The 22,778-nt window shown below is 67.5% G+C and carries 22 protein-coding genes; 14 read left to right on the top strand and 8 right to left on the bottom strand.

The genetic code is table 11. The features are described from left to right. Positions 1-32 precede the first annotated feature (32 nt). The 4 genes from NA11_RS09935 to NA11_RS09920 form a co-directional block, all read right to left on the bottom strand. A complete protein-coding gene (locus NA11_RS09935) occupies positions 33-788 on the bottom strand; it encodes an NYN domain-containing protein (RefSeq protein ID WP_069161513.1) in 756 nt (251 codons plus the stop codon). A gap of 77 nt (positions 789-865) precedes the next feature. Further along, positions 866-1,675 carry an RNA polymerase sigma factor SigF gene (locus NA11_RS09930; protein ID WP_069161587.1) on the bottom strand — a complete coding sequence of 270 codons (810 nt, stop codon included), beginning with the start codon at positions 1,673-1,675 and terminating at the stop codon, positions 866-868. After that, positions 1,665-2,096, bottom strand: coding sequence for an ATP-binding protein (locus NA11_RS09925; RefSeq protein WP_069161512.1), 432 nt, complete (start codon positions 2,094-2,096; stop codon positions 1,665-1,667). Before NA11_RS09925 ends, NA11_RS09930 begins: the two co-directional genes overlap by 11 nt. A 129-nt stretch (positions 2,097-2,225) precedes the next feature. Then, complete coding sequence (locus NA11_RS09920) at positions 2,226-3,833, bottom strand: peptide ABC transporter substrate-binding protein (protein WP_245745805.1); 1,608 nt, start codon at positions 3,831-3,833, stop codon at positions 2,226-2,228. A gap of 301 nt (positions 3,834-4,134) precedes the next feature. Here NA11_RS09920 and NA11_RS09915 point away from each other — a divergent pair, with 301 nt between their 5' ends. The 7 genes from NA11_RS09915 (at position 4,135) to NA11_RS09885 (ending at position 10,077) form a co-directional block, all read left to right on the top strand. Next, positions 4,135-4,689 (top strand): DUF8020 domain-containing protein, encoded by a 555-nt coding sequence (locus NA11_RS09915; protein ID WP_069161510.1) that lies wholly within the window; start codon positions 4,135-4,137, stop codon positions 4,687-4,689. Positions 4,690-4,796: 107 nt separating this feature from the next. After that, complete coding sequence (locus NA11_RS09910; protein WP_069161586.1) at positions 4,797-5,723, top strand: BadF/BadG/BcrA/BcrD ATPase family protein; 927 nt, start codon at positions 4,797-4,799, stop codon at positions 5,721-5,723. A gap of 73 nt (positions 5,724-5,796) precedes the next feature. Continuing rightward, complete coding sequence (locus tag NA11_RS09905) at positions 5,797-7,329, top strand: sodium:solute symporter (RefSeq protein WP_069161509.1); 1,533 nt, start codon at positions 5,797-5,799, stop codon at positions 7,327-7,329. A gap of 10 nt (positions 7,330-7,339) precedes the next feature. Beyond that, positions 7,340-7,648 (top strand): hypothetical protein, encoded by a 309-nt coding sequence (locus NA11_RS09900; protein WP_069161508.1) that lies wholly within the window; start codon positions 7,340-7,342, stop codon positions 7,646-7,648. After that, positions 7,635-8,510 carry a MurR/RpiR family transcriptional regulator gene (locus NA11_RS09895; protein WP_069161507.1) on the top strand — a complete coding sequence of 292 codons (876 nt, stop codon included), beginning with the start codon at positions 7,635-7,637 and terminating at the stop codon, positions 8,508-8,510. Before NA11_RS09900 ends, NA11_RS09895 begins: the two co-directional genes overlap by 14 nt. A gap of 58 nt (positions 8,511-8,568) precedes the next feature. Next, the gene (gene murQ, locus NA11_RS09890; RefSeq protein WP_069161506.1) at positions 8,569-9,465 is read left to right on the top strand and encodes an N-acetylmuramic acid 6-phosphate etherase; all 897 of its coding nucleotides are present in this window, start codon (positions 8,569-8,571) and stop codon (positions 9,463-9,465) included. A 48-nt stretch (positions 9,466-9,513) separates the two neighbouring features. After that, on the top strand, positions 9,514-10,077 hold the full coding sequence (locus tag NA11_RS09885) for a phospholipase D-like domain-containing protein (RefSeq protein ID WP_069161505.1): 564 nt from the start codon (positions 9,514-9,516) through the stop codon (positions 10,075-10,077). Between the two features lie 5 nt (positions 10,078-10,082). On the opposite strand, the gene ligD is transcribed toward NA11_RS09885, so the two are convergent. The 3 genes from ligD to NA11_RS09870 all read right to left on the bottom strand — a co-directional run bounded on the left by ligD (position 10,083) and on the right by NA11_RS09870 (position 12,930). Further along, the gene (gene ligD, locus NA11_RS09880; protein ID WP_069161504.1) at positions 10,083-11,048 is read right to left on the bottom strand and encodes a non-homologous end-joining DNA ligase; all 966 of its coding nucleotides are present in this window, start codon (positions 11,046-11,048) and stop codon (positions 10,083-10,085) included. Between the two features lie 31 nt (positions 11,049-11,079). Next, positions 11,080-11,685 carry a M23 family metallopeptidase gene (locus NA11_RS09875; RefSeq protein ID WP_218023279.1) on the bottom strand — a complete coding sequence of 202 codons (606 nt, stop codon included), beginning with the start codon at positions 11,683-11,685 and terminating at the stop codon, positions 11,080-11,082. Between the two features lie 63 nt (positions 11,686-11,748). Continuing rightward, positions 11,749-12,930 carry a cytochrome P450 gene (locus NA11_RS09870; protein WP_069161502.1) on the bottom strand — a complete coding sequence of 394 codons (1,182 nt, stop codon included), beginning with the start codon at positions 12,928-12,930 and terminating at the stop codon, positions 11,749-11,751. Between the two features lie 93 nt (positions 12,931-13,023). Between NA11_RS09870 and NA11_RS09865 the strand changes: the two genes are divergently transcribed. Together NA11_RS09865 and NA11_RS09860 are read left to right on the top strand one after the other, a co-directional pair. Next, the gene (locus NA11_RS09865) at positions 13,024-13,830 is read left to right on the top strand and encodes an SAM-dependent methyltransferase (protein ID WP_084654436.1); all 807 of its coding nucleotides are present in this window, start codon (positions 13,024-13,026) and stop codon (positions 13,828-13,830) included. Between the two features lie 59 nt (positions 13,831-13,889). Further along, positions 13,890-14,810, top strand: a complete 921-nt coding sequence (locus NA11_RS09860; protein ID WP_069161500.1) for an aldose 1-epimerase family protein — start codon at positions 13,890-13,892, stop codon at positions 14,808-14,810. Positions 14,811-14,842: 32 nt separating this feature from the next. Here NA11_RS09860 and NA11_RS09855 read toward each other — a convergent pair whose 3' ends face one another. Continuing rightward, on the bottom strand, positions 14,843-16,057 hold the full coding sequence (locus NA11_RS09855) for a GGDEF domain-containing protein (protein ID WP_084654434.1): 1,215 nt from the start codon (positions 16,055-16,057) through the stop codon (positions 14,843-14,845). 296 nt (positions 16,058-16,353) lie between these two features. Between NA11_RS09855 and NA11_RS09850 the strand changes: the two genes are divergently transcribed. The 5 genes from NA11_RS09850 (at position 16,354) to NA11_RS09830 (ending at position 22,761) form a co-directional block, all read left to right on the top strand. Beyond that, positions 16,354-17,526: a metallophosphoesterase gene (locus tag NA11_RS09850; protein ID WP_245745804.1), complete on the top strand. Its 1,173-nt coding sequence runs from the start codon at positions 16,354-16,356 to the stop codon at positions 17,524-17,526. A gap of 144 nt (positions 17,527-17,670) precedes the next feature. Further along, positions 17,671-18,765 (top strand): BMP family lipoprotein, encoded by a 1,095-nt coding sequence (locus NA11_RS09845; RefSeq protein ID WP_069161498.1) that lies wholly within the window; start codon positions 17,671-17,673, stop codon positions 18,763-18,765. 26 nt (positions 18,766-18,791) lie between these two features. Further along, positions 18,792-20,303: an ABC transporter ATP-binding protein gene (locus tag NA11_RS09840; protein ID WP_069161497.1), complete on the top strand. Its 1,512-nt coding sequence runs from the start codon at positions 18,792-18,794 to the stop codon at positions 20,301-20,303. Continuing rightward, a complete protein-coding gene (locus NA11_RS09835; RefSeq protein ID WP_069161496.1) occupies positions 20,300-21,484 on the top strand; it encodes an ABC transporter permease in 1,185 nt (394 codons plus the stop codon). Before NA11_RS09840 ends, NA11_RS09835 begins: the two co-directional genes overlap by 4 nt. Then, positions 21,484-22,761, top strand: coding sequence for an ABC transporter permease (locus tag NA11_RS09830; RefSeq protein ID WP_069161584.1), 1,278 nt, complete (start codon positions 21,484-21,486; stop codon positions 22,759-22,761). Before NA11_RS09835 ends, NA11_RS09830 begins: the two co-directional genes overlap by 1 nt. Positions 22,762-22,778 lie beyond the last annotated feature (17 nt).

Genomic DNA, 22,778 nt, shown 5'->3' with positions numbered 1-22,778 from the left:
TGCGTGCACCGCGGCGGAGCCACGGCTGCGGTTCACTTCGTCGCCGGACGGGTACGGATGTCGCGCACGTAGGTAATAGCTTGCTTACCTTCGCCAGGACTGCGCGTGTCCAGGTCGAAAAGGGTGGTGGCGCTGAACAGTTCGCCGAGCTTGCTGAAGCCGTAGGTGCGCGGATCGAAGTCGGGGCGCTGCTTGTTGATGATGGAGCCGACGCTGGACAGCGTGGCCCAGCCGGAATCGTCGGATGCGGCGTCGACGGCGTTGCGCAACAGGTTCGTCAGCTTGGCGTCGCCCTTCAGCTGGTTGGCCGTCGTGCGCCGCGTCGTGGTCGGCGATTCTTCCGTTGTGCCGGTGAGGTTCTCGGTATAGATGAACTTGTCGCACGCGGCGACGAACGGCTTCGGGGTCTTGTGCTGGCCGAATCCGTAGACGGTGCGCCCGGATTCGCGCAGGCGGCTGGCCAAGCGCGTGAAATCGCTGTCGCTGGACACGATCACGAAGCCGTCCAGGTTGCCGGTGTACAGCAGATCCATCGCATCGATGATCATCGCCGAGTCGGTGGCGTTCTTGCCGGTGGTGTAGCCGAACTGCTGGATCGGCTGAATCGACTGCGCGAGCAGCTGATCCTTCCAGCCCTTCAGGTTCGTGCTCGTCCAGTCACCGTAGGCCCGCTTCACATGCGCCGTTCCGTACTTGGCCACCTCCGCGAGCAACCCGTCGGCGATGCCGGGCTGGGCGTTGTCGGCGTCGATCAGCACCGCTAGCCGCGTCGCGTTGTCGCTGCTCAAGACTTACCCCGTTCGTCGGTCGGCTGTCCACGCCACCGTAGCCCGATTCGCCGAGGACGACCGCGCCCCGCACCGGGTCAGTCGCGCATCGCCTGTTCCCGCAACGTATTGAGGGTCTTGGCCAAGATGCGCGACACCTGCATCTGCGAGACACCGAGGTGCGCGGCGATCTGGTCCTGGGTCTTCGCCTCGAAGAACCGCATGACCAGCACTTGTCGTTCGCGTTCCGGCAGCGCCTCGATGAGCGGTCGCACCGCGAGGTAGTCCTCGACCGTCTGATACTCCGGCGCCTCGGCGCCGAGAGTGTCCAGCGGCGAGCGCGGCGCGGTGTCGTCGTCGCTGTCGAGGCCCGCTTCGATCGAGGAGGTCTGGTAGGCGTTGCGGGCGATCAACGCCTGGGTGACCTCGACCAGGTCGGCGCCGAGTTCCTCGGCGATCTCGCGTGCCTTGGGCATCCGGCCGAGCCGCTGGGCGAGCGTCTCGATCGCCGGGGCGATGGTCTGCTGAATCTCCTTGAGCCGCCGAGGAACCCGCACCGACCAGGTGTAATCCCTGAAGTGCCTGCGCACCTCGCCCATGATGGTCGGGACCGCGAACGCGAGGAACGGCGAACCGTGCGAGACGTCGAACCGGTCGACGGCGGCCACCATGCCGACCCTGGCGATCTGCAGCAGGTCGTCGAAGTTCTCGCCGCGCCCGGTGAACTTGCGGGCGATGTGTTCGGCCAGCGGCAGACACCGGCTGATCAGCTCGTCGCGCACCACCGCGCGCTGCGGGTCGTCGGCGTCGAGCGCGGCAAGCTCGCGGAACAGCGGCTCGATGTTGTCGTAGCTGTCACCGCCCCGTCGGCGCGCCTCGGTGCCCGCCTTCGACTGGTCATTGTTCATCGAGGCCACCCCGGGCCCAGACGAACTCGACGACGGTCGGGTAGCCGGCGGCCGCGGCGTCGAACGGCGCCTTGGTCGCGGTGACCGTATCGGTCAGGGTCTGCACGATGTGCCAGCCGAATCCGCTGGCGCCGACCTCGTCCTCGGTGTCGCTCACCGCGCGGATCTGCGCGTTCAGCACGCCGTCGCGGTAGGTGAACGCGCAGGAGATGGTCGAGCCAGGCACGGCTTCGCCCATCAGCACGGTCGCGATCTCGTCGAGGGCGAGCCGGATATCGGTCACCTCGTCGAGCCCGAAGTCCGCGATCAGCAGCACCGTCTCGGCGAGTGCCCGCAGCATCGTCAGCTGTTCCGGCGCCGCAGGCACCTCGACAGCGACCGTTGTTGTCTCCGTCATGGATTCGGATACCTGTTCGCTCATTCCGCCACCGCCCTCAGCTGCTGCGTGCCCGATCGACGGGTCAGCCTACCCGGACCGCGGCGCGCCGCGACGGCAGGCGCACCTGTGCCCACCGCGCCGCCGAATGTCGGGGGCGCGGTGGGCGATCGGCTACTTCTCGATGTTCTCGTAGTCGAACTGGCCGTTCCAGGTGAGTTCGACATTCTTCACCTTCTCCGACCGGCCTGCCGATGCCACGAAGTCGAGCACGGGGATGTCGGGCATGTCCCGGAAGAGCATCGCCTGGGCCTGCGCGACGATCTTGTAGGACTCGTCGAGCGACGGCGCGGCCAGCGCGTCGTCGAGCAGCTTGTCGAACTCCGGCTTGTTGTAGCCGGTGTTGTTGGTGCCAGCGAAGCTGTAGTACTCCGCCGTCAGGAATTGCAGCATCGTCGGGTAGTCGCCCTGCCAGCCGTAGCGGAACGCCTTGCCGATCGTCTTGTTGGTGATCGCGGTCCTGATGTCCTTGAACGTCGGGTAGGCCGAACCGATGGCCTCGATGCCCAAGACGTTCTTGATGCTGTTGGCCACCGCCTCGATCCAGGCCTGGTGGCCGCCGTCGGAGTTGTAGGCGATCTCGTAGGTGCCCGACCACGGCGAGATCGCGTCGGCTTGGGCCCACAGCTTCTTGGCTTCGGTCGGGTTGTACTTCAGCACCTCGGAGCCGGGCAGGTTGCCGTTGAAGCCGGGCAACGTGATCGCGGTGAAGTCCTTGGACGGGACCCTGGTGCCGTGGAAGATGTTCTCGCAGATCTGCTCTCGGTTGATCGCCATCGACAACGCCTTGCGCCGCAGCACGCCTTCGTCCCCGGCGAAGTGCGGGATGTTGGTCTGGCTGCTGACGTGCTGGTTCTGCGCGGTCGGCTTGGTCATCGCCCGGTCGCCCAGGTCCTTCTGATAGCTAGAGAGCGCGCTGTCCGGAATGGTGTCGAGCGCGTCCAGGTTGCCGGCCAACAGGTCCTGGTAGGCGGTGTCGAAGGACTGGTACATCACGAACCGCAGGCCCTTGTTCTTCGCAGGCCGGCCGCCCCGGTAGTCCGGGTTCGGCACCAGGTCGACCTTGACGTTGTGCTCCCAGGCACCGGTGCGGGCGAACTTGTACGGGCCGTTGCCGATCGGGTTCTCGCCGAAGGCCTTGATGTCCTTGAACGCCACTTCCGGCAGCGGATAGAACGGCGTGTAGGCGAGGCCGAGCTCGAAGTCGATGGACGGCGCCTTCAGCTCGACGGTGAAGGTCCGGTCATCGACCACCTTCAGGCCCGACATCGTCTGTGCGGTCGGCTTCTCCACCGACACCGCGTCATACCCGACGATCGCGGCGAATACATAGCTCTGCAACTGCGCGTTGGTGCTCAACGCCGCGTAGTTCCACGCGTCGACATACGATTTCGCGGTGACCGGGGTGCCGTCGGTGAACTTCCAGTTCGGCTTGATGGTGATCCGGTAGTTCTTGCGGTCGGTCGTCTCGATCTTCTCGGCCATGTCGTCATGGGCGACACCGTCGGCGTCGTAGTACTTCAGCCCAGCGAACAACCGGTCGAGGATCCTGCTGCCGTTGTTGTCGTTGATATTGGCGGGCCACAAGGGGTTCTGCGGTTCGGTGATGTTCGTCGTGACCACGTCCGCGGTCGCCGCGTCGTCCGACGAACAGGCCGAAAGCCCGAGCGTCGCCGCTAGTAGCAGCGCCGCCGTCAACGCACCAGCTCTTGTGAATCTCACTGCGTTCTCCCGAGGTCGAGAAGGAGGAACCCGCGACACGCGTGAGGTCACCAGCACATGCCGACACGATCCATCCTTGAATGTCCTCGGACAGTAACGATTCCGGCGAGCGCTGTCATGAGATCGACTTCTCCCGCCGGTCGCGCCGCGGGTTGTCAGCGTTGCGACAGCAATGCCGGTTGCGCGGAGTTCGCGGAATCGATCACTTTGCGCAGGTCACGGGGTGAGAATGGAAGTGGCCTGATCCGGCTTCACGCGGAATATCGGCTGTCGTGGCCGACAGAACATGTGGGGAAACACGATGAAAGTCAAAGGATTTGCCACCGCCCTTCTGGCCGTAGGCGCCACCGGAATCACCGCGGGTGTCGTCAACGCCCAACCAGCACAACAACCATCGTCGCTGGTCAGCGCCTATGGCGTCGATCATGGAATCGGATACACCACGGCAACCGACGGCAGCGGGGTGATCACCACCGTCGACGCGGGCTTGTTCGCGGTGCGGATGGACGGCGCGGCCGTCACCCTGAGCGACGCCGCAGGCAACGTCGTCCTGACGCTACCGACGTCCTTCACCGCTGAAGGCAGGACCTTCGGGCTACAACCCCAGATCGGCAATGCGGGACGCATGCTACGGCTGACCCCGATCGGCGCCCCGGAAACCAGCTCGCACCTGGCACAACTCGTCGGTGAGCAGGAAGACACCATCGCGCGCAAGCAGTACAACGCAGGCATCGGCGCGCTCATCGGTGCGGGCATCGGCGCGGTGATCGGCTTCTTCCTCGGCGGGGTCGGCGCGCTGGTCACCGTCCCGATCGGCGCGGGCATCGGCGCCCTGATCGGTTACGCCACACCGTAATTCACCGACCGCACCAGAGGCGTCGACCGACCACCTCGGTGCACAGGCCGCCCACCACACTCGGGCCGGCCTGACCGGGAATCGCGGCAGCCACCAGGATGATCGGCATGACCGATCAGGTACTCGCGATCGACCTCGGCAAAACCGGCTGCCGCGGTTCCCTACGGCTCGACGGACAGCAGACGCGGTCCGCCGACGCGCCAGGCGCGCCAGGCTTGGCCAACGCGGGCGGTGTCGCAGCGGCGGAACGCGCGATTCGCGACGTCGTCGCTCAGATAACTACGCCGACTACGACATTCACACTGTCCATCGGTGCGGCGGGCGCTGCGGCCGCGCCGGATGCCGCCGCGCAACTCGCCAGGCGACTCACCGATCTCCCCGGCGCACACGGCATTGCCGTCACCTCCGATGCGGTGACCGCACACGCGGGCGCGCTCGGCGGAGCGCCCGGCGTAGTCCTCGCCGCCGGAACGGGAGCCGTGGCCACCGCTGTCGACGCGGCGGGGCGCTTCACCAGGACCGACGGCTGGGGCTCGCTCCTCGGGGACGAAGGCGGCGGCGCATGGATCGGTGTCGAGGGGCTGCGTGCCGCACTGCGCTGCCACGACGGTCGCGCAGCACACACCGCGTTGGCCGCCGAGGCGAGTGCACACTACGGTGTCGCGCTCGACGATCTACCGAAACATCTTGGCCAGCACGAGAATCCGGCACTCCTTGCGGCCCGGTTCGCACCGATTGTCGCCGCGGCCGCCGCCACCGACGACACGGCCGCCGCCATCATGACCGCGGCCGGGCACGCGCTCGCGCGCACGGTCCTTGCCACCATCGACCGATCCGGCATCCCGTCGCCCGCACCGTTCGCGATCACCGGCGGGCTCACCAATCTCGGTGCGCCACTGCTGGATCCGCTCCGCCGAGCGATCGCGCAGCGCACCGATCCCCGCGCTCCGCTCGGCGAGCCGATCGACGGCGCGGCACTGCTCGCGCTCGACGCAGGCACGGTGCTGGAGGAAATGGTGGTACGAATTCTCTGACAATCATTGACAGCCCTTGTGACGTATCTGACACTAACTTGCATCGAGTCAGCCGCGTCACCGAGGAGCTGCGATGAACGCACTCAACGTCGCCGTCATAGTCGTGTACCTGATCGTCATCGCCTGGATCGGCCTTCGACTGTCCGGCAAACAGAAATCCAGCAGCGACTACTTCGTCGGCGAAGGCCGAATGCCATGGTGGACCGTGTGTTTCTCGGTGGTGGCGACCGAGACCAGCGTGCTCACCGTCATCTCGATCCCCGGCGGCGCGTACTCCGACCAGGCCTTCGGCAATGTGGAGCTGGCCATCGGCTACATCATCGGCCGCACCCTGGTTGCCACCGCGCTGATCCCGCTCTACAAGCGCGGCGGGTTCGTCAGCGCCTATCAGTACCTCGACCTGCGGTTCGGCCGCTACCTGCAGGGCGTCGCGTCGGTGACATTTGTTTTCACCAGGCTGCTCGCCGAGGGTGTGCGTCTGTTCGCCTCCGCCATCCCGATCAAGTTGCTGCTCAGCGAGTTCGGCATCGATCTCGGCTACGACGTCATCATCATCGCGCTGACGCTGGTGACCGTCGTGTACACCTACCTCGGCGGCATCAAGGCGGTGATCTGGACCGACGCCATCCAGATGGGCCTGTATCTGTCCGGCGCGATCATCGCGATCTGCGTGCTCACCGGCCACGTCGGCGCCGCAGGCTGGTCGGATGCGTTGGCGAACGGCAAGTTCCGGATCTTCGACACCGACTTCGGCCTGGCACATATTCTCACCAACACCTTCGCGCTGCCGACCGCGATCATCGGCGGCGCGATCTTCGCGATGGCCTCGCACGGCTCCGATCAGCTGATCGTGCAACGCATCCTGGCGACCAGGTCGCTGCGTGACAGCCAGAAGGCGATGATCGGCTCCGGCATCTTCGTCGCCATCCAGTTCGCCGCCTTCTCGCTGGTCGGCGCGCTGCTGTGGTCCTACAACGGCGGCAAGAGCCCGAAGGAGCTCGGCCTGTCCACCACCGACAACCTGTACCCGAACTTCATCCTGCACGGGTTGCCGGTGGTGATCTCCGGGCTGCTGGTGGCAGGCATTCTCGGCGCCGCGATGGGCTCGCTGTCCTCGGCGCTCAACTCGATGTCGAATTCGACCGTCGCGGACATCATTCGGAGCTTCGCGCGCCGCGACATCTCGGATGCTTCGCTGCTCAAGCTGGCGCGCTATATGACGCTGGTGTGGGCGGTGCTGATGGCGTTGTGCGCCATGGGATTCAGTGCCACCACCCAAAATGTCTACATCACCGCGCTCACCATCGCCGGTTACACCTACGGCGCGCTGCTCGGCGCGTTCCTGCTCGGGCGACTTGTCAAGCGCGCGAACCAGTTCGACGCGATCGTCGCGTTCGTGGTGACGGTGCTCGTGATGACGTTCGTGGTGCGCGTGGTCAAGATCGACGTCACCGTCGCGGGCACGGTGGACGAAAAGGGCATTGCCGCACAGTGGCTCGTGCCGATCGGGGTGCTCGTCACTCTCGTGGTCGGCGGTGTCACCAGCAGGTTCCATCCGGCGCCGGAACCGACCCCGCCGGAGCCGGTCGGGGCGGTGGCCCAGTGACGAGACGCTGATGCGCGTCGTCGGGTTGACCGGCAAAGAGCTGTTCAACTGGGAATACCTCGAGCCCATGTTCAAGAACACACCCACGCCGACCGGCGATATCGTCACCACTGTGACCGCCCTGACCGCCCGCAATCCCACCCTGCTCGGGATGCTGCGCGATCAATGCGGTCCTGTGCCGGTGACTGAATACAGCACCGGCGCGACACGGGCGACGGTGCTCGGTTCGATCACACCTGGTGCGTCCCGGCTCGAGCTACCGCCCGTGCCGAGCGCACCACTACGACAACTCAGGGTGGTGCACCATGACCGAGGTTGACGACGTTCGCACGCGCCTGCTCGCCGCGATCCCGCGGCTCACCCCGACGGGGCTGCGCGTGGCGCACGTGATCCGCGACGATCCGACCGGCGCGGCCCAGTTGACCGTGAACGAGCTCGCCGAGCGGGCCTCGACCAGCACGTCCGCGGTCGTCCGGCTGGCCAAAGCGCTTGGCTACGAAGGCTATCCGCAGCTGCGGCTGGCGCTGGCCGCCACCAGCAAACACGACGGGTCCCCCGTGTTCGCCACCGATATCAACGCCGACGACCCGCTGGCCAAGGTGTTGTACAAGCTCACCGCGTTCGAAACCGAGGGCATGGTGGCGACCGCGGACCTCGCCGATCCGTCGACCATGGCCGCGGTCGTCGAGGCGCTCGCGCACGCGCGCCGCGTCGAGCTCATCGGGATCGGCGCCTCCGGGCTGGTCGCGATGGACATGGCACAGAAGCTGACGCGCATCGGAATGTGGTGCGGCGCCTGCACCTCCGAGGACGACGCGATCGTCCGCGGCAGCCTGCTCGAGGCCGGGGACGTTGTCATCGCCTTCTCGCATTCCGGCGAGACCGCCGGTGTCGTCGACGCCATCGAGCACGCGGCAGGCAGGCGGGCGACCACCGTCGCCGTGACGGCGGGCGCGCAGTCCAGGCTGGCGCGGGCCGCGACGCACACGGTGCTGGTGGCCGGACGCGAAGACGGCTTCCGCTCGGCCGCGATGGCGAGCAGGATGAGCCAGCTGCTCATCGTCGACGCACTCTATGTCGGTGTCCTGCAGCGCAGGCCATCCGCGGCGGCCGCACTGCGCCGCACCTATGACGCAGTGGCGGACCGCAGGAGCTCCCGCCCGGTACGACGGGCCCTATGAGCGGATCGCTTGTTCGGCCTACCCAGCACGCATTCACGCAGGGACACAGGAGGCGAGCATGACGGAGATCGGGGCACTCAGCACCGAGGAAGCCAACCCACGGACCGCCGCGCTGGACGCCATGCCGGTCGAGGCGATGCTGCGCGCCATGAACGCCGAGGACGCCGGCGTGGCTTCGGCGGTGGCGCAGGCGATTCCGGAGATCGCCCGCGCGGTGGAGCAGATCGTGGCCGCCCGGCAGCGCGGCGGCAGGCTGATCTACGTCGGCGCGGGCACCAGCGGCAGGCTCGGGGTGCTCGACGCGGTGGAATGCCCGCCGACCTTCGGCACCGATCCCGGCGAGGTGCTCGGCCTGATCGCGGGCGGCAATGATGCGTTCGCCCAGGCGGTCGAGGGGGCCGAGGACGACCAGACGCTTGCGGCAAAAGACCTGCACGCCATCGGATGCAACGCCGCCGATGTCGTCGTCGCCTTGGCCGCGAGCGGACGGACGCCCTACGCGATCGGCGCACTGCGGCACGGCCGCTCCGTCGGCGCCACCACCATCGGGGTCTCCTGCAATCGGCACGCCGAGCTGAGCACGCACGCCGACGTCGGCATCGAAATCGAAACGGGCCCCGAGGTAGTGACCGGCTCGACCCGCCTGAAAGCAGGCACGGCGCAGAAGATGGTCTGCAACATGCTCTCGACCGCGACCATGGTGCGATCGGGCAAGGTGTACGGCAACCGCATGGTGGATATGAAGCCGACCAACGCCAAACTCGTCGACCGCGCCTGCCGCATCATCGCCGACGCCACCGGCGTCGACTCCGCCACCGCGGCAACGCTGCTGGCGGCCGCCGAGGGGAACGCGAAGACCGCGATCGTCATGCAGCTGGCCGGTGTGGATGTGGTCGAGGCACGCAAGCTGCTCGACGATGCCGACGGATTCGTCCGCGCCGCAGTCCGCGAGTAGCCGCGCGGCCTGCCTCGTTGTCGCAGCTCACGCCGGTACGGTGCAGGCATGCCCTTCGTGATCGATGGTCCGATGACGTGCTACCTGATGCCGGACGACCACGCGGAAGTCGAGCGCCGATTTCTGGAGCTGGTCGCCGGGCCCGGCGAAACCTGGCTCATCGCCTACGGTTTCACGCTGACCGATGCCGCCGACACGTTGATCGCCGCGCACCGGCGCGGCGTGCCACTGCACCTCTACCTGGATCACACCCAGTCCTCGGGCAAGACCCAGCAGCCTGTCGTGACCCGGCTCATCGATGCCGGCGTCGAGGTCACCATCGGCACCAGCACCAGCGGCCGCAAATACATCTGTCACACCAAGGGCCTGGTCGTGGACACCCCGAGCGGCCCACAGTGCTGGGAGGGCTCGGTCAACTTCAGCACCTCCGGCTGGCTCCAGGTCAACACCGCGATGAACTTCGGCGCGCAGACCTGGCGCGATCACTTCGTCGCCCAGTTCAACACCCTGCGCCACTACGCGTGGACCGAGGAACGCGACCTGCAGCTCATGCCTGCCCCGCCCGTCGACTTCGGCGAGGACTCGATCCCGATGCTGCCGCTGACGATCTGAGACCGCTACTCGGATTCGGCGCTCGCCCGGCGCGCCCGAGCCCGGCGTTTGCCCTCGTGCATCGCCTGCACGCGGGCAATGGGAATGGTGTGGCCCTCCTCGACGAGGTCGGCGGGCAACGCGTACGGGGCAGGCATCTCGACCGCCCACGGGTCACGGTCGCCGAGCAGGGCTGCCGCGGTGCGCACGGTGAAATCGCGGGGACCGACATTGTCGAGATCCGACCACGCCACCGGAAACGACACCGGCGTGCCGGGACGAATTCGCGGACTGTAGGTCGCGACGACCGTCCCGCCGCCCGCCCTGGTGGAATCGAGAAAGACCTTGCCCGCACGGTCATCTCGGATGAAAGCGGTGGTGGCGAGGTCGGGGTCGATGCGCTCGGCCCTTGCGGCGATCGCGCGGGTTGCGGCCGCCACGTCCTCGATCGCGGCACCAGGCCGCAGCGGCACGAAGACGTGTACCCCTTTGGCCCCACTGGTTTTCACCGCACCGTCGAGCCCGTCGTTGTGCAGTGCCGCCCGGATCAGCTTCGCGGCGAGCACCGCCTGCCGGAACGGCTGCTCGGCAGGCGGATCGAGATCAAGGACGAGATGCGTCGGCCCCGTGCTGTGGTCGGCGAGCAGCAGCGTCGTGTGGTACTCGATCGCGCGCTGATTGCCGAACCAGAGCAGCGTGCGCACGTCGTCGCACAGCGCGTACGTCACTTCGCGACGCGAACTCTCGGCCCATACCGTCACCCGGTGCAGCCAATCCGGGGTGTACTTGGGCAGGTTCTTCTGCATGAACGGTTCCTGCCCAGGCCGGACCCGCACCACCGAGAGCGGACGATCCCGCAGCTGCCGCACCATCCGCTCGCCGACGGCCTCGAGATAGTCGACCAGATCGCGCTTGGTCGCCTCGGCACCGTCGAACAGTGGCTTGTCGAGATTGGTCAGCGTCACCCCGGCGCGGACCTCTTCACTGCCCATCGGCCAACCATGCCCGCCGTGGGCGGCATGGTCAACCCAGGTGTTCCGAGTGCTGCACCTCGGCAAGGGCGTCGACGAAGGAACGGTTGCGCCCCTGCGCGTTCCGGCCGAGCTGCGGCCAGCCGAGGCCGTCCGGTCCCTGCAGTTGCGTCCAGATCTCCCTGGTGCGGTCGAGCAGTTCGCGCTGTTCGCCCTCGCCGAGCGCCCACAGGAAGTCGCCGGGATAGGCGGCGCCGCGCAGCCAGAACAGCGGGTCGATCTTGCTGCCCGGGTCGTAGCCGTGCGGCATGACGCTCAGATGCAGGTGCGGGCCGGTGGAGCCGCCGTTGCTGCCGACGTAGGCGATCAGCTGCCCGGCCTCGACCCGGTCACCGACCGACAATCCGGTCGCGCCCGCGTCCCACATGTGCCCGTATTCGCTGACGCCGCCGCCCTCGGCGCTCGGATGGTCGATGACGATCCACTGTCCGTAGCCGCCTGCGGCACCGAGAAAGAGCACGGTGCCGCCCGCACAGGCGTAGATCGGCGTGCCGTCCGGCGCCGGAAAGTCCTGCCCGGCGTGGAATCCGCCCTCGCGCGGGCCGAACGGCGAGCCGATGGCGCAGGTGTCCCGAGTCATGGGCCAATAACGAGTCATGGTGCCCTCCTCTGTCGACCTTTGTATCGGGAGGACGGCCGGAGGCGTGTGTGTTCGGTCCGCTCAGCGGGCCGTCACCGTCGTGGGCAGCGCGAGAAAGCCCCGGTTGTTGGACGAGTGCAGGCGGCGCACGCCGGCCGGATCGATCTCGTAGTCGGCGACCTTCGCGACGATTTCCTGCAACGCGACGCGTAACTCCAGCTGCCCGAGGTTGATGCCGAGGCAGTGGTGCGGACCGTGGCCGAAGCTGAGGGACCGGCGGGTGTCCCGGTCCAGATCGAAGGTGTCGGGGTCGGCGAAGACCGCGGGATCGCGGTTCGCGGAGCCGACGAGCAACAGCATCCGCGCGCCCGCAGGCACCGGCACGCCGTGCAACTCGAATTCCTCGGTAGCCGTGCGCAACATGCTCTGCGTCGACGGTTCGTAGCGCATGCCCTCGGCGATCCAGGCGTCGATCTGCCCGTCGAACGCCTTGCGGCGCTGATCGGGATGCCGCCACGCGGTGTGCCACAGGTTGCCGAGGGTCAGCATGGTGGTCTCGATGCCCGCGCCGACCAGCAGGATCAGCACGCTGACGATTTCCTCCGGCGTGAGCCGGTCGTCCCCGTCCGCCGCGTCGAGCAGGCCGGACAGCAGGTCGTCGGTGCGGTCCTTGCTGCGCGCGATGGTCAGCTCGGTGTAGTACCCGATCATCGCGCCGATCGCCTGGATCGCCTCCGGGCGCAGGTCGGTGGACTGCTCGTCGTTGTACATGATTTCCATGCCGAGCTTGCGCAGCATGTCGCGGTCGGCCGCGGGGACGCCGACCAGCTCGGCGATCACCTCGGTCGGGTACGGGCCCGCGAATTCGGTCATCAGATCGAAGCTGCCGCGCTCGAGCAACGGTGCGAGCAACCCTCTCGCGATCTCGCGCAGCCGCGGCTCCAGCGCCTGCACCCGGCGCTGGGTGAACGCGCGCACCACCAGCTTGCGCATCCTGGTATGCCGTGGCGCGTCCATCGCCACGAAAGAGAACATCTGCTCGGCCTGCGGCCCCCAGAATGCGGGCTCCATCCGGATGGCGCCGTTCGCGCTGGAGAACCGGTCGGCGTCGCTCAACGCGGCGTGGATATCGGCATGACGCGACAGTGCCCAGAAGTCGTCGGTATCGTTACGGAAGACCGGCGCCTCCGCACGCAGCCGCGCGTAATACGGGTACGGATCGTTGTGAACATCGAAATCGTATGGGCTGTACTGCAATTGCATGGGAGGCCTTCCTGCCGCCGCAACGGGACCATCGTTACCGGTTCACAACTCGAACTGACATGATGACAATAGTCGAAATGAATTGAGGGCGTTGTGAACTCGGATCCAGTCGCGCGGATCGATGTGTCGAAACCGCACCCGGCACGCCGGTACGATTACTGGCTCGGCGGCAAGGACAACTTCCCGGCCGATCGGGAATCGGCCGAGGTGGTCGCCGAGGCATTTCCGACCATACGGCTCGCCGCGCTGGAAAACCGCAATTTCCTGCGTCGCGCGGTGGCCTACCTCGCCGATGCGGGAGTGCGGCAGTTCCTCGATATCGGTGCGGGCCTGCCCACCGCGGGCAATGTGCACGAGATCGCACAAAGCATCGCGCCCGAGTCGCGCATTGTCTACGTGGACAACGACCCGATCGTGCTCGTGCACGCCAACGAGCTGTTGAACAGCTCGCCCGAGGGCGCGACGGCGTATCTCGACGCGGATATTCGCGACCCTGGCCGCATCCTCGCCAACCCGGAACTGGCCAGGGTGCTCGATCTCGGCAAACCGGTGGCATTGATGCTCGTCGCCGTCCTGCACTTCATCGTCGACGAGGACAAGCCCTACGAGTTGGTGCGCACCCTGTGCGACGCGCTCCCCTCCGGCAGCCACCTGGTGATGACGCACGCCACCAGCGACTACATGTCCGCGGACGAGCTCGCCGAGACCAACGCGGCGAACAAGCGCAGCGGCGTGCCGTTCCGGCTGCGCAGCACCGCGGAATTCGCGCGCTTCTTCGACGGGTTCGACCTCGTCTCGCCCGGCATCGGCTCGGTGACCGCGTGGCGGCCCGGCGAGTGGCGGGCGCATCCGAGGGCCGAGGCGGTCGCCATGCTCGGTGCGGTGGCGCGCATCCCCTGATGCCGCCGCCCGACCCATGCGATGTACTTGGGCGGCATCCCCCGCAGAAAGGCGCACGTATGTCTCTCCCGCCGTCCGGACAGCAGTTCTCGATCGCTCATGGGGCATTGCGTGCCGTGGTCGTCGAGGTCGGCGGCGGGATCCGCGAGTTCAGGGTCGGTGAGCGAGATGTGCTGGAGCCCTACGCCGTCGACGCGATGTCGGACGGCGGCCGCGGCGCCGCGCTGATCCCGTGGCCGAACCGCTTGGCGGACGGCATGTATCGCTTCGACGGGGTCGAGCACCAGCTCCCGCTCACCGAACCGGCGCAGCGCACCGCCATCCACGGCCTGCTGCGCTGGCGGCCGTGGCGCGCGACCGACCTGCGGCAGGACGAGGTCACCATGCGCACCACCCTGCACCCGCGCAAGGGCTACCCGTTCCACCTCGATATCGCCATCCGCTATGCGCTGTCCGACGCGGGACTGACCGTCACCACGTCCGCCACCAACCTGGGCGACACCGCCGCGCCGTACGGCTGCGGCCACCATCCCTACCTGTCCCCCGGCGACGGCCCGATCGATGCGGCGACCCTCCAGTTCGATGCCGCCACCCGGATCGTGACCGACCCCGACCGTCAACTCCCGATCGGCACCGAACCGGTCGCCGGGTCCCCGTTCGATTTCAGCTCCCCGCGGCGACTCGACGACCTGACGATCGATCATCCCTTCACCGACCTGTCCCGAGATGCCGACGGCCACGCCTGGGTCCGGCTGCGCGGCACCGACCAGGCCACGGCCGAACTCTGGCTCGACGACTCCTACCAGGTTCTTCAACTCTTCACCGGCGACACCCTCGCGCCAGCGCACCGCAGGACCGGCCTGGCCGCCGAACCGATGACCTGTCCGCCCAACGCTTTCCGATCCGGCGACCAGCTGATCCGGCTGACCCCCGGCGGCAGCGTGACCACCCGGTGGGGCGCCCGCCTGACCCGCCCGTAACAGGCGTTCGACCGCGCCGATCCGGGCGCTGATCACCGCACCTCGGTGCTCGTGACACCTTGCGTCGCGGGGAAGTGCGGGAACCTGACCTCGCGGACGACGGTGGTGCAGTGGTTGGCGGCTACCGATTCGTCACGCATGGTTGCCCACGCGACGACGACGGCGTTGCCACCCAGTTGCTTGGCCCGATACATCGCCCGGTCCGCGCGCCGGAACACATGGCAGAACGTCGATCCGGCGTCCGGTGCGAGATCGCGCGCCGGATCGAAGACCGCGGCGCCGACACTGGCGGTGATGACGGTGGGCATATCGGGGATCGACTCGACGGCGGCCCGCAGCTGCTCGGCCACCACGCCGACCTTCTCGCCGCGCAGGCAGCCGAAGACCACGAACTCGTCGCCGCCGGTGCGGGCGATGACCGTGCTCGCGGGGGCGGTGGCGCGCAGGCAGTCGGCCGTCCGCACCAGCACGTCGTCGCCGACCGAGTGGCCGATGGTGTCGTTGACGGTTTTGAACTGGTCCAGATCGACGAGCACGACGAAGAGCTCGTTGTCGGCGTCCGTGCACGAGTAGTGCGACAGGTGGGATTCGAGGCCGCGCCGGTTCAGCAGCATGGTCAGCGGATCCGACAGCGCGTCCAAGCGCATCAACCAGTGGGAGAACTGCACGGCGGGCAGCACGACGGCGGCCACGACGAAGTTGGCCATCACGACCCCGGCGCCGAGCGCGATATCGCCGGTCGCGTGCGGGTTGTGCCCCGGCCACCCGATCACCATCAGCACGGCGACCAGCAGGATCGAGAACACGGAGAAGCCGACATGCAGCGCGAGTATCCGCGGACCGTGGAAGATCGTCACGTACCCGCCGGTGCTCACCAGCAGCACGATCCCGAGCGCGCCGAGCAGCCGGTCGGTCACCATGATGTTGTTGGCGAGGACGGCGACGTCGACCACGGCGATCCACATCAGCGATTCGCGCTCGCCCGGCCACGGACCGAGCCACCAGCGCAACCCCCACACCGCCGCCAGCGCCGCCGTGGTGATCGCCTGGGTCACCCCGAGCGTCCCGGACTGTCCCGAGTTCGACGCCAGCGCGAGCAGCACGATGGACACCATCACGATCCCGCCGGAGCCGACCATGATCTTCATCGGCACGAGCGCCGAGCGGGATTCGAAGGTCTCGATCAGCCAGCGGTAGTCGACCCGGTCACGCCACCAGGACTGAAAGGTCGAGCGCATATCCGTCATGGAGCCACCGCCTCATGTCGACACCGACGGCGGCACCTTGCCTCCGGACGGTTGTGCACAACGCCAATGGAACACGTGCCAATTGCTGCACAGTAACTGTAACCGAAGGTAGCACCCCAGGGCATTTCGCGCCGCCCGGTACCGAACGCGCCAGTGCTCAGCCCGCCAGGAAGCGATCGACCACCTCGACGAGCACGGCTCGATCCGGCCCGACTCGGCTGATCGAGCGGGTGCGTCCGCGAGTAAGCGTGGCGGCGCGAGTACCGTCGGAGGAGCCCGCGCCGGGCGGAGGGACCGTGCGCCGCAACTCCCGCGCCTACGAGGATGGTCTCTTGAAATACGTTGTCCGTTCCGCCCTGTTCCTGGCGATTCCCGCGATCCTGTTCGCGCTGCCGTGGTGGACGCTGGTCGGCGCGCCCACGGCGGGGACCGGGCCGCTGTTCTGGCTCGGGACCGCGCTGTTCCTTGCCGGATTCGTGGCGTTGCCCGCGTCGATGTTCCTCGGGCACGGGCCTGCCCAGTCCGATGCCGCGTCCATCGTCGGCGACACGCTCCTCGGCGTGCTGTGGGTGTTCTTCAGTTGGTCGGTGCTCGGCACCATTGCCGGGCTCGGTCTCGCCGTCGGTGGCGTGGACGATCCGGCACGCTCGCGCGTCGTGGCGGTTGGCGTGCTTGCGATCTCGGCGGTCCTGGTGGTCTGGGGTGTGGTCGAGGCGCGGCGGGTGCCACGGGTGCGCACGGTCGAGGTGCCGATCCGCGGCCTCGGCGTCGCCTTCGACGGCCTGCGCCTGGTGGTCGTCACCGACACTCATTTCGCCGCGCTGAATCGGCTGCGCTGGTCGGAGCGAGTGGTGGCGGTCGTCAACGCGCAACGGCCCGATATCGCCTGTCACGCGGGCGATCTCGCGGACGGCTCGGTGGCGAAGCGGCACCCGCAGGTCGACCCGCTCGGCAAGGTCGAAGCGCCGCTCGGCCGGTTCTACATCACCGGCAACCACGAGTACTTCGGCGACGCGCAGGGCTGGATCGACCATATGGCCTCGATCGGCTGGCAGCCGCTGCACAACCAGCACGAGACACTGACCCGCGGCGCAGACCGGCTGGTGATCGCGGGCATCGACGATCCGACCGGTGTCGGCCTGCCCGGCCACGGCCCCGACCTGCCCACCGCGCTGGCAGGCGCCGACCCGCAGGCCCCGGTGGTGCTGCTGGCCCACCAGCCCAAGCAGATCACCGGCGCGGCGGCCGCCGGTGTGGCACTACAGATCTCCGGCCACACGCACGGCGGCCAGATCTGGCCGTTCCACTACCTGGTCCGCCTCGATCAGCCGGTGGTCGCCGGACTGAGCACGCACGGTGAGCACACCAAGCTCTACACCAGCCGGGGCACCGGGTTCTGGGGTCCGCAACTGCGCGTCTTCGCGCCGAGCGAGATCACCGTCCTCGTGCTGCGCCCCGAGTCCGGATAGCCGACCGACGGACCGGCATCGGATGCCCGTTTCGCCCGGAAACCGCGCCAAGATCGCGCCCGCGTCCTAAACTCCTCCCACCACTGCAGTCGCTCGGCAGGTCGGTGAGTCGGGTTGCGGGATATCGCGTTTCAGGAGGCAAAAATGGGCAGGTCGCTGCGCACCCTCACCGCAGCAGGAGTTCTCGTGCTTGCCGTCGGCGCGTGCGGCAGTCCGCCGTCCGAGCATGGCAAGAACGGCGAACCCGGCGCCAAGGACTTCAAGGCCTGCATGGTGTCGGACTCCGGCAAGTTCGACGACAAGTCGTTCAACCAGACCTCGTTCAAGGGCATCACCGATGCGGTCGCGGCGCTTGGCATCTCGAAGGCGCAGCTGGAATCCAAGTCCGACAACGACTATCCGACCAACATCAACACGATGGTCCGGCAGAAGTGCAACATCATCGTCACCATCGGGTTCAAGCAGGGCGACGCGACCTACGCCGCCGCGAAGGCCAACCCGGACATCAACTTCGCGATCGTCGACTACGCCTACACCGACACCGCGAAGAACCCGCCGCTGAAGAACCTGCAGGGCCTGACCTTCAACGCCGCCCAACCCGCGTTCCTGGCAGGCTATCTGGCCGCGGCACAGACGAAGACGGGCAAGGTCGGCACCTTCGGCGGGATCAACATCCCCACCGTCGCGATCTTCATGGACGGCTTCGCCGAGGGCATCGCCTACTACAACAAGGCGAAGAACAAGCAGGTGCAACTCCTCGGCTGGGACGAGGCCACCCAGCAGGGCGTGATCACCAATGACTTCCAGGACAAGAACATCGGCAAGACCAAGGCCAACGATCTGATCAGCCAGGGCGCCGACATCGTGCTTCCGGTGGCCGGTCCGGCGGGGCTCGGCGCGCTGGAGGCGGCGCGCTCCTCCGGTGGCAAGGTCACCGCGATCTGGGTCGACACCGACGGCTGTGTCAGCGCGGCGGAGTACTGCTCGTCGCTGCTCACCAGCGTCGAGAAGGCGATGGACGTCGCGGTGCAGAAGGCGGTGACCGATGCCTTCCACAAGCAGTTCAGCAACGAGGCCTATGTTGGCACGCTGGCGAACGACGGCGTCGGGCTTGCGCCGTACCACGAATTCGACGCCGCCATCCCGGCCGAGCTGAAGGCCGAGATCACCGCGCTGACCACCGATATCGCGAGCGGAAAGATCACGCTGGCATCGAAGGCCCAGCCCGCAGCCAAGTAGCCGCGGCCGTCAACCACGGGAGCGATATGCGGCTCGAATTACGCGGTCTCACCAAGCGATTCGGCACCTTACTGGCCAACGACCACATCGATCTCGTCGTCGAACCCGGCGAGATCCATTGCCTGCTCGGCGAAAACGGTGCGGGCAAGAGCACGTTGATGAACATGCTCTACGGCCTGCTGCAGCCGGACGAGGGCGAGATCCTGCTGGACGACACGGCGATCACCTGCGTCTCACCCAGCGACGCGATCAACGCGGGGATCGGCATGGTGCATCAGCATTTCATGCTTGTTCCGGTGTTCACGGTGGCGGAGAACATCATCCTCGGCCGGGAACCGACCAAGGGCTTCGCCGTGCTCGATCGCGGCGCCGCGCGCAAGCGGGTGCGTGAACTGTCCGAGCGATACGGGTTTCCGGTGCAGCCGGACGCGCTGGTCGCGGACCTCTCGGTCGGTGAACAGCAGCGGGTGGAGATCCTGAAGGCGCTGGCCAACAACGTCGAAGTGCTGATCATGGACGAGCCGACCGCCGTGCTCACCCCGCAGGAGATCGATGAGCTGATCGAGGTGCTGCGCGCGATCGCCGCGAACGGCACGTCGATCATTTTCATCACCCACAAACTCAAGGAAGTCACCAGGATCGCCGATCGGATCACCGTCATCCGGCGCGGCAAGGTGGTCGGCACGGTCGCGCCGAGCACCCCGGAGGCCGAGCTCGCCGAGCTGATGGTCGGTCGATCGGTCGAGCTCGTCGTCGCCAAGACGCCGGCGCAGCCGACCGGACCCACCCTCGTCGTCTCCGATCTCACCGTGGTCGACGCGGCGGGCGCCGTGGTCGTCGACAGCGTGTCGTTCCGGGTCGACGGCGGCGAAATCGTCGGCATCGCAGGCGTAGTCGGCAACGGACAGTCGGAACTGGTCAACGCGCTGCTCGGCTTGCGGACCCCGGTGGGCGGCACCATCACGGTCGGCGGCTGGGAGGTGGTCGGGCGGACACCGCGCCAGCACCTGCAAGCCGGCATCGGGTATGTGCCCGAAGACCGTTCGCACGACGGCATCATCGACACCTTCAGCGTCGCCGAGAACCTGGTCCTCGATCTCATCGATCGTCCGGAGTTCTCCAGGAACGGCGTGCTGTCCCCTACTGCGGTGCGACGCAATGCCGAACAGCGGATCGAGGAGTTCGACATCCGCACCCGCTCGATCAACGATCCGGTGCGCACCCTGTCCGGCGGCAACCAGCAGAAGGTGGTGCTCGCCAGGCAGCTGTCCCGGCCGCTCGAGGTGCTGATCGCCGGGCAGCCGACCAGAGGGCTCGACGTCGGGTCGATCGAGTTCGTGCACAAACGCATTGTCCGCGAACGTGATCAGGGGACCGCGGTGCTGATCGTCTCCACCGAGCTCGACGAGATCTACGCACTGTCGGACCGGATCATCGTCATGTACCGAGGCCGGATCGTCGGGATCGTCGGCCCGGACACCCCGCGCGACCAACTCGGCCTGATGATGGCTGGCGCTACCCCAGAGAGGGATCGATGACTGACGCATCGCGTAGCGAGCCGACGAAGGGCGGCGGCCGGGCGGCGGGCTTGCTCGATCGGGCTTGGGTGCGCGAGACGACGGTCAGCGCGCTCGCGGTGCTGCTCGCGCTGCTGGTCGGCGCGGTGCTCATCATCGTGAGCGACCCGAATGTCACTGCGGCGCTCGGCTACTTCTTCGCGCGGCCGATGGATACCGTCTCGACGGCGGGCACCGCGGTCGGCGACGCGTACCGTGCGCTGTTCCTCGGCGCGTTCGGCGGCACCCAGCAGATCGCCGAAACCCTGGTCGCCGCAACGCCACTGATCTGCACCGGGCTTGCCGTCACCCTCGCGTTCCGGACCGGCCTGTTCAACATCGGCGCGCAAGGCCAGCTGATCGTAGGAGCGCTGTTCGCAGGCTGGGTCGGCTTCGCGTTGCACCTGCCACCGGTGCTGCACGTGCTGGTCGCCCTGCTGGCAGGCGTCGCAGGCGGCGCGTTGTGGGGCGGGATCGCCGGATTGTTGAAGGCGCGCACCGGCGCCCACGAGGTCATCACCACCATCATGGGCAACTACATCGCGTTGTACGCGCTCACCTGGCTGCTCACCACCTCGTCGCTGCAGCGCCCCGGCCGCAACGAGCCGATCAGCCCGGTGGTCGACGAGACCGCGCAACTCCCCCGCTTCGGCGACACCCGCCTGCATCTCGGGCTGCTGGTCGCGGTCGGCGCGGCCGTGCTCGTGTGGTGGTTGCTGTCCCGATCGACGCTCGGCTTCCAGCTGCGTGCCGTCGGCGCCAACCACGACGCGGCCCGCACCGCGGGCATGAGCGTCGGCAGGGCGTACGCGCTGGCAATGCTCCTCGCGGGCGGACTCGCCGGATTGGCAGGCGCCCAGCAGGTTCTCGGCACCGCGCTGCCGCTGACCAACGGCATCGCAGGCTCGTTCGGCTTCGACGGCATCACCGTCGCCCTGCTCGGTCGCGGCAGCCCGATCGGCACCGTGTACGCGGCGCTGCTCTTCGGCGCGTTGAACGCGGGCGGCAACGAGATGCAGGCCGCAACCGGAACGCCGCTCACCCTGGTGACCGTGCTGCAGGCGGTGATCGTCGTGCTGGTCGCGGCGCCTGCCGTGGTGCGCACCGTGTTCCGGATCAAAGCCGAACGCGCGGACGCCGTGCTCGCGAAAGGGTGGAACTGATGGCGACACCATCCTCGGTCGCCGCCCGCGACCTCGAATCACCGGAGAAGCGCAGCAGGCGGTTACGGCTCGGGATCCTGCTGCTCGTCTTCGCGATCACCGCGTTGCTCCTCGCGCTGGCCACCCGATCGGGCACGGTCGACTTCCGCCTGGCTGCGCCGGAGGCCACCGGCCCGTCCGATATCTATGTGCCCGCCAAGCCTGCCGCACTGCTGCTTTCGGTGCTCGCATTGGCGATCGCGGTCGCACAGCTGTGGCGCGGACTGTCCGGGCGGTGGGCCTGGCTGTTGTACACCGTGTTCGGCTTCGCGTTCGTGGTGACCTTCGTCTGCTGGGCGGCCTCGGGCAAGATCTTCCCGCTCACCAACCAGATTCAGGGCACGCTGGCGCTGTCGACACCGCTGATCCTCGGTGCGCTGGCCGGTGTGCTGTGCGAGCGGGCCGGTGTCATCAATATCGCCATCGAGGGGCAGTTGCTGGCAGGCGCGTTCGCGGCCGCCATCATCGCGACGGTGAGCGGCAGCTTCTTCGTCGGGGCGGTGGCCGCGGTCATCGCCGGGGTGTTCGTCGCCTGGCTGCTTGCGCTGTTCTCGATCCGCTACCTGGTCAACCAGATCGTGCTCGGGGTTGTGCTCGTCGTGTTCGCCACCGGCATCACCGGCTTCCTGTTCGATCAACTCGCCGGTCTTTCCGACGGGCCTGCCCGGTTCAACAATCCAGGCACGTTGCAGCCCATCGCGATTCCGGTGCTTTCGTCGATTCCGGTCATCGGTCCGACCGTGTTCGATCAGACCGCGCTGGTGTACGCGATGGTCGTCGCGGTCGCGCTGATCGGCTTCGTGCTGTATCGGACGCGCTGGGGACTGCGAGTGCGGGCGATCGGCGAGCATCCGCGGGCCGCAGCCACCGTCGGCATCAAGGTGCTGCGGGTCCGGTATCAGGCCGTGTTGATCGCCGGTGCGGTGGCCGGGCTCGGTGGTGCCTACTTCACCATCGGCTCCACCGGCGGCTTCACCAAGGAGATGACCGCAGGCAACGGGTTCATCGCGTTGGCCGCGGTGATCATGGGCCGCTGGCATCCGCTCGGCGCAGCCTGTGCCGCACTGTTTTTCGGCTTCACCAAGGCGCTGCAGGGTCAGCTGCAGGTGCTCGCGACGCCCATCCCGACCGAGGTGCTGCAGATGACGCCGTACCTGCTGACCGTGATCGCGGTGGCGGGCGCGGTGGGGCAGGTGCGGCCACCCAAGGCCGACGGCGAACCGTACGTTCCTGCGTAGCTGGTAGATCGGCAACG

The organism is Nocardia altamirensis NBRC 108246 (assembly GCF_001612685.1).
GTDB lineage: Bacteria > Actinomycetota > Actinomycetes > Mycobacteriales > Mycobacteriaceae > Nocardia > Nocardia altamirensis.
Note: the sequence above shows the minus strand (reverse complement) of the source record. Positions and strands in the feature narration are given on the sequence as shown.